The sequence below is a fragment of the Aeromonas finlandensis genome (assembly GCF_000764645.1).
GTDB lineage: Bacteria > Pseudomonadota > Gammaproteobacteria > Enterobacterales > Aeromonadaceae > Aeromonas > Aeromonas finlandensis.
The window spans coordinates 16,991-31,035 of record NZ_JRGK01000029.1 but is presented as its reverse complement, the minus strand read 5'-3'; the positions used below and the strand labels follow the sequence as shown (position 1 = coordinate 31,035).

Annotated in this window: 13 protein-coding genes; 6 read left to right on the top strand and 7 right to left on the bottom strand. The window is 60.7% G+C overall.

Features of this window, described 5'->3' with window-relative positions; translation table 11 throughout:
* Positions 1-243: hypothetical protein (locus LD28_RS0103510; RefSeq protein WP_033135638.1), on the top strand; the 243-nt coding region annotated here is incomplete at its 5' end.
* A gap of 80 nt (positions 244-323) precedes the next feature.
* Here the strand turns inward: LD28_RS0103510 and LD28_RS0103505 are convergent.
* A complete protein-coding gene (locus LD28_RS0103505) occupies positions 324-512 on the bottom strand; it encodes a hypothetical protein (RefSeq protein WP_033135637.1) in 189 nt (62 codons plus the stop codon).
* A 253-nt stretch (positions 513-765) separates the two neighbouring features.
* Here LD28_RS0103505 and LD28_RS0103500 point away from each other — a divergent pair, with 253 nt between their 5' ends.
* Both LD28_RS0103500 and LD28_RS0103495 read left to right on the top strand, forming a co-directional pair.
* Complete coding sequence (locus LD28_RS0103500) at positions 766-2,763, top strand: alkyl/aryl-sulfatase (protein WP_033135636.1); 1,998 nt, start codon at positions 766-768, stop codon at positions 2,761-2,763.
* Positions 2,760-3,284 (top strand): hypothetical protein, encoded by a 525-nt coding sequence (locus LD28_RS0103495; protein ID WP_033135635.1) that lies wholly within the window; start codon positions 2,760-2,762, stop codon positions 3,282-3,284. Before LD28_RS0103500 ends, LD28_RS0103495 begins: the two co-directional genes overlap by 4 nt.
* Positions 3,285-3,369: 85 nt before the next feature.
* Here LD28_RS0103495 and speA read toward each other — a convergent pair whose 3' ends face one another.
* On the bottom strand, positions 3,370-5,271 hold the full coding sequence (speA, locus tag LD28_RS0103490) for a biosynthetic arginine decarboxylase (RefSeq protein ID WP_033135634.1): 1,902 nt from the start codon (positions 5,269-5,271) through the stop codon (positions 3,370-3,372).
* 1,015 nt (positions 5,272-6,286) lie between these two features.
* Here speA and pepT point away from each other — a divergent pair.
* Both pepT and olsF read left to right on the top strand, forming a co-directional pair.
* Positions 6,287-7,510 (top strand): peptidase T, encoded by a 1,224-nt coding sequence (pepT, locus tag LD28_RS0103485; RefSeq protein WP_033135633.1) that lies wholly within the window; start codon positions 6,287-6,289, stop codon positions 7,508-7,510.
* Between the two features lie 213 nt (positions 7,511-7,723).
* On the top strand, positions 7,724-9,433 hold the full coding sequence (olsF, locus tag LD28_RS0103480; RefSeq protein ID WP_033135632.1) for a bifunctional ornithine lipid synthase OlsF: 1,710 nt from the start codon (positions 7,724-7,726) through the stop codon (positions 9,431-9,433).
* A gap of 113 nt (positions 9,434-9,546) precedes the next feature.
* Here the strand turns inward: olsF and LD28_RS0103475 are convergent, their stop codons facing one another.
* The 4 genes from LD28_RS0103475 to LD28_RS0103460 form a co-directional block, all read right to left on the bottom strand.
* Positions 9,547-9,855 (bottom strand): Rdx family protein, encoded by a 309-nt coding sequence (locus LD28_RS0103475; protein WP_033135631.1) that lies wholly within the window; start codon positions 9,853-9,855, stop codon positions 9,547-9,549.
* Between the two features lie 77 nt (positions 9,856-9,932).
* Positions 9,933-11,057 (bottom strand): adenosylhomocysteinase, encoded by a 1,125-nt coding sequence (locus LD28_RS0103470; protein ID WP_033135630.1) that lies wholly within the window; start codon positions 11,055-11,057, stop codon positions 9,933-9,935.
* 182 nt (positions 11,058-11,239) lie between these two features.
* Positions 11,240-11,977: a hypothetical protein gene (locus tag LD28_RS0103465; RefSeq protein ID WP_033135629.1), complete on the bottom strand. Its 738-nt coding sequence runs from the start codon at positions 11,975-11,977 to the stop codon at positions 11,240-11,242.
* Positions 11,977-12,537, bottom strand: coding sequence for a YceI family protein (locus LD28_RS0103460; protein ID WP_033135628.1), 561 nt, complete (start codon positions 12,535-12,537; stop codon positions 11,977-11,979). The genes LD28_RS0103465 and LD28_RS0103460 overlap by 1 nt, the downstream gene beginning before the upstream one ends.
* A 109-nt stretch (positions 12,538-12,646) precedes the next feature.
* On the opposite strand from LD28_RS0103460, the gene LD28_RS0103455 reads away from it, so the two are divergent.
* On the top strand, positions 12,647-13,549 hold the full coding sequence (locus tag LD28_RS0103455; RefSeq protein ID WP_033135627.1) for a LysR family transcriptional regulator: 903 nt from the start codon (positions 12,647-12,649) through the stop codon (positions 13,547-13,549).
* Between the two features lie 55 nt (positions 13,550-13,604).
* Here the strand turns inward: LD28_RS0103455 and LD28_RS0103450 are convergent, their stop codons facing one another.
* Entirely contained in the window at positions 13,605-14,033 is a 429-nt protein-coding gene (locus LD28_RS0103450; protein WP_033135626.1) for a hypothetical protein, read from the bottom strand.
* Between the last annotated feature and the right edge of the window lie 12 nt (positions 14,034-14,045).

Genomic DNA, 14,045 nt, shown 5'->3' with positions numbered 1-14,045 from the left:
CAATACACCTTTATCGACATGGCATCTCCGACGTTTCTACATGAAAAGGCGGCGCTGCTGGCGCAGGGGTTCGAGGTGGAGGAGGACTTTATTGACGCAACCAGCCCACGGGAGGCTGTCGAGAAGTACCAATCCAATTTTCTCTATGTGGCGGACGAGATTGGCAAGTCCGATAGCAGCTACGCCGCGGCCGTCGCCATGCTGGAGCTAGGCAAGGGGCTATTTGGCAATAAAACGCGCTGAGATTGCGCGCAGCTGTGAGGAGATGTGGCCATCGTGGCAACGCGCCCGATGGCCATCGAGAGAGGCGTTGGTCACACTGTTCAGCAGCCGGCCAGCTGGCGGAGCATCTCGATCAGCTCCTCTTCGCTGCTCGGCTCATAGGCAAGTTGCAGCGTCGGGGCGGCGCCCCCCATCAGCATGTAGACATTGGTGCTGCAGTGGTCGTAGTGATACCACTTACCATTGATGCAGACGTCGGTATAGCATCTTGGGTCCCTTTCCAGTTCCATAATCACATCCTTTTGTTACATCCCATCAACATCACTCCTAACCGTAAAACAACCCACTGCGACCTATCTTGATACAGATCAAGGTGTGCAACGGCTGTGCTCCTGCAGGCGCAATTCCCGCTGTTTCCCTCCCCGATGGCGTTTTACACCGCAAGCATCCCCCTCTTCTCTCCCTTATCGCCCTTCTCTTCTCTGACTTGAGCCTGACTACACTTAGCCCTGTCGACCCACACCACCATCTGGAGTCATACCGATGAAACCGAGGCTTTCCACCCCCACGATTTTCTCGCTCTTGCTCTGTGGCACACTGCTTGTGCAGCCTGCTCTTGTGCAGTCGGCCAAGGCCGCCATCGACCCCAAGCCCGCGAGCGAATTTACCATCAAGGCAAACCAGCAGGTGCTCACCACCCTGCCATTCAATGACAAGCAGGACTTCGAAGATGCCAAGCGCGGTTTCATTGTCAAACCGGAGACCCTGACCATCAAGGATGACAAGGGCAACGTGGTGTGGGATCTGGAGCAGTACAAGACCTACATCGGCCTCGACAAAGCCGCGCCGGACACCGTCAACCCCAGCCTGTGGCGCAATGCACAGCTCAACATGCAATACGGCTTGTTCAAGGTCACCGACAAGATTTACCAAATTCGCGGCTTTGATCTCTCCAACATCACCTTTATCGAAGGCAGCAAGGGATGGGTGGTGTTCGATCCGCTGATCTCCCCGCAAACCGCCAAGGCGGCGCTGGCCTTCATCAACAAGACCCAAGGGGAGCGACCGGTCACCGCGGTGGTCTACAGCCACTCCCACGTGGATCACTACGGCGGTGCCGCCGGTCTGTTCAACTCGCTGGACGAGGTGAAAAAGAACGGCGTCGAGATCATCGCCCCTGAAGGATTTACCGAACACGCGGTGTCGGAGAATGTCATCGCCGGCAACGCCATGGCCCGCCGCGCCGTCTACATGTACGGCGCCCTGCTGCCGCGCAACCCGCAGGGGGGCGTCAACGGCGGTCTGGGGCAAACCACCTCCACCGGCGTGCCCTCACTGCTGCTGCCGACCCGCTTTATCACCAAAACCGGTGAGACGCTGACGGTCGATGGCGTCAAGATGGTCTTCCAGATGACCCCGGGCACCGAAGCCCCGGCCGAGATGAACACCTGGTTCCCGGACAGCAAAGCATTGTGGATGGCCGAAAACACCACCAACACCATGCACAACATCCTCACCCTGCGCGGCGCCCAGGTGCGCGATGCGCTGAAGTGGGCCAGCTTTCTCAACGAGACCATTGAAACCTGGGGTGATCAGGCCGAGGTCAAATTCCAGAGCCACCACTGGCCACGCTGGGGCAATGCCAACATCGTCGACTACTTCAAGAAGCAGCGGGATCTCTACAAATACATCCATGACCAGTCGGTGCGCCTGATGAACATGGGCTACACCGGCGAGGAGATCTCCGAGCAGATCACCCTCCCCCCCGAGCTCAACGACTTCTGGCCGAACCGCGGTTATTACGGCACCCTGCGCCATAACAGCCGCGCCGTCTATCAGCGCTACATGGGCTGGTACTCCGGCAACCCCTCCGATCTCGATAACCTGCCACCGGAAATGGTCGGCCCCAAATATGTCGAGTTCATGGGTGGCGAAGAGGCATTGCTGAAGAAGGCCAAGGCCTCGTTCGACAAAGGCGAGTATCGCTGGGTCGCGGAAGTGCTCAAACACCTTGTATTTGCCAACCCGAACAACAAAGAGGGCAAGCTGCTGCTGGCGGATACACTGGAACAACTGGGCTATCAGGCTGAATCAGGCCCGTGGCGCTCTGTCTATCTGCAAGGGGCTTATGAGCTGCGCAATGGCGTGCCCACTGGTGGTGGCACCGTCACGGCATCGCCGGATACCATCCGGGCCATGACACCCAGCATGCTGTTTGACTATCTGTCGGTACGCATCAATCCGGAAAAGGCGGCGGGCAAGAAGATGGTCATCAACATGGAGTTCACCGATATCGGGGAGAAACATACCCTGAGCCTGGAAAACTCGGTGCTAAACCACACTACCCGCTATGCCGACAAGCCTGATGTCACCATTACCCTGAGCAAGAAGACGCTGGATGACATTCAGCTCGGTCAGGGCACCATGGAGCAGAAGATCGCCAGCGGCGAGATCAAAATCAAGGGTGATCAGCAGAAGTTCAGCGACTTCATCAGCCTGCTCGACAAGTTCAACTTCTGGTTCAACATAGTGACGCCATGATGCAACGCTCCTTGCGCGCATGCATGGTCCTGCTCTGCCTCATCCCCGGGATGGGGCAGAGCTGTGGTTATGATGCCCTTTATCCCAATCCGTTCGAACAGAGCTGGCCTGGCACGGTCAATATTGCCATGGCGACGGCGACTGCGGTGAGCCGTGAGCAGTTGCCCCCCTTGGCAGCCCTGACAGGCGAAGCCGGCTTCTCCCGTAGCCAGGCATGGCTCCAAACCCTCAAAGGTCGACTCCAGCAGGCAGGGGTAGGCGGCGGGATCTCCATCCTGCTGATCGACTCAGGACTCTGGTCCAGAGTACGAGGCAAGGAGTCTCTACTGCTCCAGTTGCACACCAGCGGCCCAAACCCCAAAGACCGGGTGATGCTGCTGAGTGAAGCCGCCATCAACGCCATGTTGAATGGGTCGCTCACCATCGAGCAGGGACTGCAATTGGGTGTTGTGGAGCTGCAAAGAGACGACAACCAGCTGTTGCAGCGGGATCTGCACAAGGCGCTGAGCTCGCAGACCTGACCGCCACAGGAGGAACAGATAGAACAAAGGGAGGCATTTGCCTCCCTTTTATTTCAAGCCATCACGGCGCAACTCAGAGTCGTGATTATTCGTCTTCCAAGTAGGCGTAGCCTTGCAGGCCCAGCTCCAGCTCGTCGAGCAGGGCTTTGCGAGTGGCATCGTCCAACGCCGGGTGGGAGGCGATCCGCTGGTAGTTCTCGCGGATCACGGACGGGTCGATGTTGACGTAACGCAGCAGCTGGTCGACGGTGTCGCCGCGCACCACGTTGCGAATGTCCATCTTGCCCTCTTCGTCCAGCCACACTTCCGCGCAGTGGGTGTCACCGAACAGGTTGTGCAGATCCCCCAGGATCTCCTGATAGGCACCGACCAGGAAGAAGCCGACGTGGCACTCTTCGTTTTCGCCGTAGACCGGCATCGGCAGGGTGCTCTCGACACCCAGACCGTCGACGTAGTGCTCGACCTGACCGTCGGAGTCACAGGTGATATCCATCAGGATACCGCGGCGGCTGAGCGGACGATCGAGACCGGCCAGCGGCATCACCGGGAACACCTGACCGATACCCCAGGCATCTGGCAGGGACTGGAACAGGGAGAAGTTGGCAAAGCACTTGTCCGCCAGCTTTTCACTCAGTTCGTCAGCCAGCGCACGGTGGTTCCGGTTGACCGGGTTGAGCAGCTCTTTCAGCGCCAGACAGGTGTTCTGGTGCAGCATCTCGGCCCAGGCACGCTGTTCAAGGTTGAGCAGGCCCATGGTGTACTGGGTATTCACGTCACCGAGGTCTGCCACCGAGTCGTGGAAGATCTCCAGCAGGGAGGGATCTTCGCTGCGCAGATCCAGCCAGCCTTGCCACATGTTCTGCAGAATGGTCGGTGCATCTTCATCCGGCGCGCTGATGTCGTTCATCTCCACCCCTTCGGCACCAATGATATTGGTGACCAGCACGGCGTGGTGAGCTGTCAGGGCACGGCCAGACTCGCTGATGATGGTCGGGTGCGGCAGATCGAACTCGCGGCAGACATCGCCGATGCCCCACACCACGTTGTTGGCGTACTCGGAGAGGCTGTAGTTGGCGGAGCAGTGGCTCTGGGAACGGGTTCCCTCGTAGTCCACACCCAGGCCACCACCGACGTCCACTACCTCGATGTTGGCACCGAGGCGACGCAGTTCGGCGTAGAAACGGCCGCACTCGCGGATGCCGCCCTGGATGTCGCGGATGTTGGCGATCTGGGAGCCCAGATGGAAGTGCAGCAGTTGCAGGCAATCCAGCTTGCCCAGCCCGCGCAGACGCTCGATCAGCGCCAGGATCTGGGAGGCAGAGAGACCAAATTTGGACATGGAGCCGCCGCTCGATTCCCACATGCCGGAGCCGGTGGAAGCGAGCTTGGCACGCACCCCGATGTTGGGCTTGATGTTGAGACGAGCTGACTCGTCCAGCACCATTTCCAGCTCGGAGGGCTTCTCCACCACGATGTAGACCTTGTGGCCCATCAGGTTGCCCAAGAGGGCGTGGCGGATATATTCGCGGTCTTTGTAACCGTTGCAGACGATCACCGAGCCTTGCTCATGGTGATGGGACAGCACGGCCAGCAGTTCCGGTTTGGAACCAGCTTCCAGGCCAAGCCGGGGCTTGTCGCTGTAGGACTGGCTGATGGTCTCGATGACACGACGCTGCTGGTTTACCTTGATCGGGTAAACGCAGAGGTAGTCCCCTTCATAGCCTGACTTCTCGATGGCCTGACCAAAGGCGTTGAACAGCGCATCGACCCGACTCTTGAGGATGTCGGGGAAGCGCAGCAACACGGGGGTGGTCAGCCCGGACTGACGCAGCTGTTCGATGGCATCAGAGATGACGATATGCGCGTCAGGGCGTGATTTGTCGGGGGCGACGGTCACATGACCGGCGTCATTGATATTGAAAAAACCCGCACCCCAGTAGGGAACGTTGTAGACCTTCAAGGAGTCCTTGCTGGACCAGTTAGTCATGGGCTATGCCTCGCAAATGAGCGACCCAAAGTCGCCTTCGTTACCCTCAATCACATCCAGACCATCTAGTGCAAAGTGCGGCGGGCGCTGCCATCACGAGACGCAGCCACCCAAACCAACGCGTTGCACATCGCGGCAAGCCAGAGGCTGCCTGGTGGATCTTGGGGAAGTAACGAGTCTTGATGTGGGGCTGGTGGCTTTACATCAAGCTCAACGGTATGCGGTGCCACCTTAAACGGGGCGCCGCGGTACTTTGATGACAGACGACATCAGCCACGCCGTCAGTTCATCATTCGGCAGCGATCCCGACAGAAGGAGAGGGTTCCAAGGAAGAGAAGCGAAGGCGCCAGCACGCATGCGTGTTGATAGACGACAACAACCACAGCCCACCTCACCGTCAGTGACCGCCCATGACAAGGGAAGATGATGAGCCGCTGGCCCACTCGGTCAAATGAAGGATGAGAGTCTGTTGTTCTCCCTGATACCGGAGCCTAACCGGTATTAAAGAAACCATTCCCCAGCAGTGTCTGTCGTTTCTGCGTGCCTCGCCCTATAGGCGTATGATCGGTCGGGTTTCTGGCGGCTCAGCCTGCTTCAGGGTTGCCCTTGGATCGGCGCGGAGTGTACACACTTACCGCGGGCGGTGACAATAAAAAATAGTGTTCAAAATCCCCTTTTAATAAGTCGATCAAATATTGCTGGCGGGCAGGCGGGCTCTGGGATGGCGCAGGTTATGCGACGGCCCGGTTTCCCCTTGAAAAGTGTGTGAAAACGCCATGATGGGGCTGACGCCTTGCTGTGCGGTGGCTGGGGGAAATTTGGCCGCCACCGCAAGCGCCTAAATATCGCAATAAATGCAACATTTATGCGATGTCCCATCCCGATGTGGCACCTCGCACCGCCCGTTCCCCGCTCTCTCCTTACGCCAAAAAATGGAAAAAACCTGCGCTGACGCAATAAGTAGCCGGCACGGATTGGCCACAATGGCCGCTCACAATCGGTTAGAGGCTGACTAATGGATACCCTGCTTGAGCGTTTTCTGCGTTACGTGACTTTTCATACCCGCTCCGATGAGACCAATCCTGCCTGCCCCAGCAGCGAAGGCCAGCTGATCTTTGCCCGTGCCCTGCAAGGGGAGATGACTGCGCTGGGGCTGACCCAAGTCACCCTGGATGAGCACGGCTACCTCACCGGCTGCTTGCCCGGCAACCAGCCGGATGCCCCCGCCATCGGCCTGATTGCCCACATGGATACCGCCGACTACGAAGCAGAGCACGTGGTACCGCAGATCATCGAAAACTATCGGGGTGGCGATATCTGTCTTGGCAAGGGTGACGAGGTGCTCGCCATCCGTGACTACCGCTTCCTGAAAAACTATCTGGGTCAGGATCTCATCACCACCGACGGCACCACTCTGCTGGGGGCTGACGACAAAGCGGGTATCGCCGAGATCCTCACCGCCATCGACCATCTGCAGGCTCACCCCGAGATCCCGCGCGGCGATATCTGGGTCGGCTTCACTCCGGACGAAGAGATTGGCCGCGGCGCCAACCTCTTCCCGCTGGACCGATTCCCGGCCAAATGGGCCTATACCGTCGATGGCGGCGAACTGGGGGAGCTGGAGTATGAAAACTTCAACGCCGCCAGCGCCAGCCTGCGCTTTGTCGGCAACAACGTCCACCCCGGCACCGCCAAGGGGAGCATGCTCAACAGCCAGACCCTGGCCGCCCGCTTCCACGCCGCCATGCCAGCCGCGCAAACCCCGGAGTGTACCGAAGGGTATGAAGGCTTCTTCCATCTGGCCCAGATGAGCGGCACCGTGGAGGAGAGCACCCTGCACTACATCATCCGAGACTTCGACGACGAGCATTTCGCCGCGCGCAAGGCCGAGATACAGAGCCGGGTTGCCGCCATGCAGGCCGAGTATCCCAAGGCCCGCATCGAGCTGACCCTGACCGACAGCTATCGCAACATGCGCAGCCAGATCGAGCCGCACATGCACATCGTCGAGCTGGCCCGCGCCGCCATGGAGGCCGCTGACGTGGTGCCGAAGATCAAGCCCATTCGCGGCGGTACCGATGGCGCCCGCCTCTCCTTTATGGGTCTGCCCTGCCCCAACCTCTTCACCGGTGGCCACAACTTCCACGGCAAGCACGAGTTCATCCCGCTGCAATCCATGGAAAAATCGGTCGCCACCCTGGTGGAGCTGGTGCGCCTCACCGCAGTCTGGCGCGGTTAATCGGGTAATCCTCACTACCACGAGCACCCAGGGGGAGCCGGTTAACCGGCCCCCCCCTTTGCTATCTGGCCATCAGGTATCAGGAAAGGAAAACCGGGGAGAGTCGCGCAGGGGCAACTGGCCGCCGCTGCCATCAAACTGTCATCCCGCTGACATGTCGCGGGAACAGTGCCACACCATGCTGGGAGCAACGGATAGCCGGAGCCCTCCCAGATGTTCACTATCGATACCCTGCTGACCCAGCACTTCCCCCGCCTGCTTGGCTACCCCCTGCTCACCCCGCTGTTCAAACGGCTGCTGGGCTGGCTGCTCAACGAACAGGCCTTTGCCGACTTTGCTGCCCGCTACCCGCACCTGCGCGGCCTCGACTTTGTCGAGCAGGCGCTGACCCAGCTCGACTTCGACTACCGGGTCAGCGAGGCGCAACTGGAGCACATTCCCGCCAGCGGCCGGGTCATTCTTGTCGCCAACCACCCCATCGGCTCGCTGGACGGACTGGCCCTGCTGCAACTGCTCGGCCGCATCCGCCCGGATGTGAAGATCGTCGCCAACCAGCTGCTGGCCCAGCTCGCGCCGCTGCGCCCCCTGCTGCTGCCGGTGGACAACATGGAGGGCAAGACAGACCGGCAGGCCATCCTCGCCATGAACGCACACCTCGCCCATGAAGGGGCGCTGGTGATCTTCCCCGCAGGCGAAGTCTCAAGGCTCGGCCCCAAGGGGGTGAAAGATGGCCCCTGGCAGGCGGGCTTTATCAAGCTGGCCCAGCGCACCCGCACCCCGCTGGTGCCAATCCATCTGGGGGGACGCAACAGCCTCTGGTTCTATCTCGCCTCCTGGCTCAACAAGCCTGCTTCCGCCCTGTTGCTGGTGCGCCAGCTGTTTCGCCAGCAGGGGCAGACCCTGCCGGTGACCATAGGGGCGCGCATTCCACTCGGCAGTTTTCAGGAGCTGCCCGCCAAGAGCGCGGCGCAGCTGGTGCGCAGCCACCTCTACCGGATTGGTCGGGGCAAGGCGGGACGGCTGCAGACCGAAGCCCCTATCGCCCTGCCGGAGGATCGCCGCCAGCTCAAACAGGCCATCGAGGCGTGCGAGCAGCTCGGCACCACCCCGGATGGTCAGGGGATCTACCTCTACCGCCGCCATGAAGTGAGTCACTCGGTGATCCTGCGCGAGCTGGGACGGCTGCGGGAAATAGCCTTTCGCGCGGTGGGGGAAGGGTCAGGCAAGCGGCGAGATCTAGATGGCTTTGACAACGACTATCACCACCTGATCCTCTGGGATCCGGCCCGGCTCGACATCATCGGCGCCTACCGTTTCGCCCCGGTGGCGGAACTGCTGGCCAGCAAGGGGAATGATGGCCTCTACAGCCACACCCTGTTCGGTTTCGAGGAGAAGCTGCAGCCCCGGCTGGAACAGGCCATTGAGCTGGGTCGCAGCTTTATCCAGCCCGCCTACTGGGGCAAGCGGGGACTCGATTATCTCTGGTTCGGCATCGGTGCCTATCTTGCCCGCTATCCCCGCTACCGCTACCTGTTTGGCCCGGTGTCGATCTCCGGCAGCCTGCCACCGGCGGCCAAGGATCTGCTGGTGAGCTTCTACCGCCAGCACTTTGCCCCCGAGCTGGCGCTGGCCCCGTCCCGCCGTCCCTACCCCGAGACGCCCCCCCTGTTCGAGGGGGTGGATTACGGCGCCGACCTCAAAGCGCTCAAGGCCCGCCTCGACAATCTGGGCTGCGCCATCCCCACCCTCTACAAGCAGTACTCCGAGCTGTGCGAGCCGGGCGGGGTGCAGTTTATGGATTTTGGCATCGACCCCGACTTCAACCACTGCATCGACGGCCTGGTGTGGGTGGATGTGAGTCGCATCAAGCCCCACAAGCGAGCCCGCTATATCGGCAGCCATCTGGCCGAGCCGCGCCCATAGCCCCGCAGGCGCAACGCAAAAAGCCATATGCAAAAAAAGGAGAGAGAGGCCATGGCCTCCCTCTCCTTTTCTGTATTGCTGAACACCTTTCGGGGCGCCCAACCCATCTGGCATTACTCGGCCGCTTTGCGATCCGAGTGGCCGAGATCCCGCTCAGGGGCGATGACATCACGCACCCGCTGCTTGATCTCCTTGGCCTCGGGGAAGCCGTCATCGACCACCCGATCCCACACCTGCACCCCGTTAACCAGAATGCGGAACTCCCCCTTGCTGGCCGGCACCAGCGCCACCTCCCCCAGATCGCTGTCGAAGGTGGAGAGCAGCTCCTGCGCCAGCCAGGCGGCGCGCAACATCCAGCGACAGAGGGTGCAGTAGCGGATTTCGATACGGGGTTTGCAGCTCAGGGTTTCAGACTCGGTCATGAGTGACTCCATAAAAAAACGGCCAATGGCGGGAAGTGGCGTACCCCCGCCCAATGGCCGAGCCCGGTTTGGTCAAATCAGTGGTGGTCAACACCATGAAAATCGGCCAACCAATGGCGGGCAATGGTACGCATCGCCGATTCTGGCAGCTCGAACAGGCCGGGCGCAATAGGGCCTGCTGCCAGCATCCGGATCCCTTCCATGATCTCCGCCAGCACCAGATAGACATATTCGCCAATCACGGCGCCATGGACGAAGTTGACCGCCTCGCCCCGGTTGAGCAGGTAGATCTGGGTGCCATCCGGCCGGTTGAGGGCCAGTACATGGGGGCACACCTCTTCGCTCGGCCACGGCAGTTGGGCCAGCGAGAAGGCGAACTCGTCGTCGGCCGAGGTGACCGAAGCCACCATGGTGCCGGGACGCAGCGCCTGCAGATCCGCCAAGCCCAGCGAGCCGTTGCCGGTGGAGCAGATCACCAGCTCGGCGCGGCCGAGGGCCTCGGCCTTGGTGATCAAGCGAAAACCGTGGGAGAGCGCTTCGACCTGTCGCAGCACATCGGTCTCCACCAACCCGAGATGGAGGTTGCGACCACGCAGGTCACGAGCGATGCTGCGCCCCACCTTGCCATAGCCGAACAACGCCGCCTCGCAGACATTGAAGGTACGGTTAAGGGTGCGGGCCAGCGACTCGACAGAGTAGACCACGCTCAGACCAATCTGGATATCCTCGGCCTGCTTGAGGGGGCTGCGGGCCACCGAGACCACCGGGGTCGCCAGCACCTCCTGCTCATAGCGCTGGTGGCCGTTTTCGGTCATCTCCACCACCCCGAGAAAACGGGGGCCAAAGTACTCGCTGAGGGTCGTCTGGGTTCTGGCGAAGTAACCACCGATATCGAGGATCAGCAGCCGCTCGTGGGGGGCCACCAGCGGTGCAATCTGCTGGATGATACTGTCGGGATCATTGGTCCAGTGCCGGTTGAGGGGCAGCACCGGATAGTGCTGCGATACCCACTCGAGGGTCGGGCCGTGTACCGATTTCGGTTTGGGCAAAATAGCGCCAATCCGCCCCATCTGGCCGAGAGCGTCGATAAAACGGGGGCGATCGGGCAGCAGGTGAGTAACCAGCAGAATGCAGAGACCGTCAATGCGTCCCTGTCCGGTGAAATGGCGAAAAAACAGATGCTCAGATCCTTGACTGCGCAACTGTGGCCTCCTTATGTGCCGCAAAGCAGGCAAACAGAACCCGGCATAGCCGGGTTCTGTGTGTGTCCAAATAAAATGAAAATCCTTTTTATCTGAAACATATAGGGGGCTCAATCATTATCTATCAAGAGTATGAGCGGGTATGCAAAATTGACTGTAATTGCCTGTTTTTCATGCAAAAATTAGTACAAAGAAGCAGCGGGCCACACCCACCACAGGCTGAGTCCGGTCCCCGCTGCAGCGATCAGGATCAGCCCCCCCCAACGCAGCGGCCACCGCTTGTCACGCAAGACCCACTCCAGCAGCGGCAGCAGCCAGACCGGCAACAACACCACCAGCGGCACCTCCACATACTGCCAGGCGAGCATCTGGACAAAAGCGAGGGCCAACGCCAGACCGGCGGGTGCCACCTTGATGGCTGCAAAGGTGGCGAGCAGGGCACGAAAACCGGCGAAAGCCGCCAGGGCTCCGGCCAGCTGGGCAATCAGCAGGCTGCCATCGATGCCGATCACCAGCGCCAGCCAGATAAAGCCGAGGGCAAAGCCAAGCCCCTCGCGGCTATCACAGCGCAAGGTGCTCCAGCCAAACCAGAGGATGGCAGGCAGCAGCGCCAACCAGATCCCGGGTTCGCTCGCCAGCACCGAGGCCAACCCCTGCCACCACACCAGCGCGCCAACGGCGGCAAAAAGCAGCAGTGATCCGCGCAGGTCGATTACCTGAGCGGCGATGGCAGGCACCAGCAAGGTCAGCGACAGCCACTGCCACGCCTTGGCCGGGATGCCATAGAGGCCGCCGAGCAAGGATCCCACCAGCCAGAGCGCCAGCGCCCCCCACAGATACCCCAGTCGCGGCCAGCGCCACGATAGCAAAGCGGCTCCCAGAGGAGCCGCCAGGGTTTGCAGCAGAAGTTCCGCGCCCATTACTTGCGCACGCCTTCGACAAACAGGTTGATGTTCATCTCGTCCGGGATGCCGGGCAGCATGTAGCTCACGCCAAAGTCGCTGCGCTTGATGGTGGTAGAGGCGTTGAAGCCGCTGCGGTAGCCACCCCAGGGATCCTTGCCCTCGCCGATCTTGACCAGATCGAAGGCCACCTCCTTGGCGACGCCGTGCAGGGTCAGGGTCCCTTTCAGCACGCCTTTATCCTTGGTGCCCTCGTAACCAGAGCTGACGAAGGCCATCTTGGGGTACTGCTTCACGTCGAGGAAGTCAGGGCTGCGCAGGTGTTTGTCGCGGGCCTCGTGGTTGGAGTCGACGCTGGCGGCATCCACTTCAAAGCTCGCCTTGGCCGCCGCCGGGTTGGCGTCATCCATGCTGAAGGTGCCGCTGAAGGTGTTGAAGCGACCCACCAGTTCGGAGAAGCCCAGGTGACCCACCTTGAACTGCACCGTGGTGTGCGCCGCATCCACATCGTAATCCGCCGCCATCAGAGGGGTGGCCATAAAGAGGCAGGAGGCCAGCAGGGCCTTGTTCATTTTCATCCGTACGTTCCTTCATCTTGGGGTTCACATCAGTGGCCAAAATGCTAACCTCGTTCTGAAGATGAATAATCAGTGATTTATTAAATTCATTATTTACTGAGGATGGAAAATGGACCAGATCGCCGCCATGCGTACCTTTATCAAGGTGGTGGAGTGCCAGAGCTTTACCAAGGCCGCCAACCAGCTCGGCATCTCGGTCGCCATGGCCTCCAAACTGATGCAACAGCTGGAGGAGTCCCTCGCCACCCGGCTGCTGTCGCGCACCACCCGTCAGGTCAATCCCACCGAGGCGGGGCAGTTCTACTACCTGCGCTCCCTCGCCCTGCTGGCGGAGCTGGAAGAGACCCACAGCCAGCTGACCCACCACAACCAGCAGCCCAACGGCACCCTCAAACTCTCGGTGCCGATGGACTTTGGCTATCTGCACCTCTCCCCCGCCCTGCCGCTGTTTCGCCAGCGCTTTCCCGATCTCAAACTCGATATCGAGTACAGCGATCGGCGGGTGGCACTGGTGGAAGAGGGGTTCGATCTGGCGCTGCGCATCGGCCACCTCAGCGACTCTTCGCTGGTGGCACGCCAGCTGGCCACCATCACGCTGGCGCTCTGCGCCAGCCCCGCCTATCTGGCTCGCAAGGGGACGCCGCAGAGCCCGGAGGATCTCAAGCAGCACGACTGTCTGATCTATACCCTGACCCAGCCGGAGTGGCACTTCAAACGGGATGGAGAGGCGCAAAGCATCAGGCCGCAGGGGCCGCTGCGGGCCAACAACGGGGTGGCGCTGACCCGCGCCGCTTGTGATGATCAGGGCATCATATTGCAGCCCACCTTCATCGTCGGAGAAGCCTTGCAGGATGGCAGGCTGGTCAGCCTGCTGCCGGAGTGGGAGAAGGGGGAAGTGGGGCTCTATGCGGTCTATCCGCACCGCCGCTTTGTCTCGGCCAAGGTGCGCTGCTTTATCGAATTCGTGCAGGAGCGCTATCTCGCCCCGCAAAAGTGGGATGCGCCCGCCTGATGGCCAAAGCGGAGGGGACGACCTGAATGCCCGGCCTGCTGGCCCGGCTTGAAACCTAGCGCTGGCCGGGGGTGACAGTGGGGGCGGCGGCACGAACCAGCGTCGCCTGCAGCAGCTCCTGCTCGAGACTCAACTGCCAGCGCGGCAGACGGGTGCGGATCACCGACAACTGCTGTTCACTGAGGGCATAGGGGAGCACTACTTCCAGCTCGGTGAAGTCGAACATGGCGGCCAGCTGCAGGATCAGGATGAGGTTTACCTCGTCGGTCTTGTGCTTGTTGACCCGTTTACGGATCTCTTGGCGCAGCAGCGTTTCAGGATCCTGGGTCATCGCCTGCCAACCGAAACCGAACAGCGGCGCCAGCGCACTGACCATGCCCAGCGCGGTCATGGGCTGCTTGGGAGGATGATAAAGTTCGTTGAGAACGAACAGAATAGGATTCTGACGAACCTCTTCATTGCCAAATAAAATCGTTTTCGTCATTGGATAACCCGT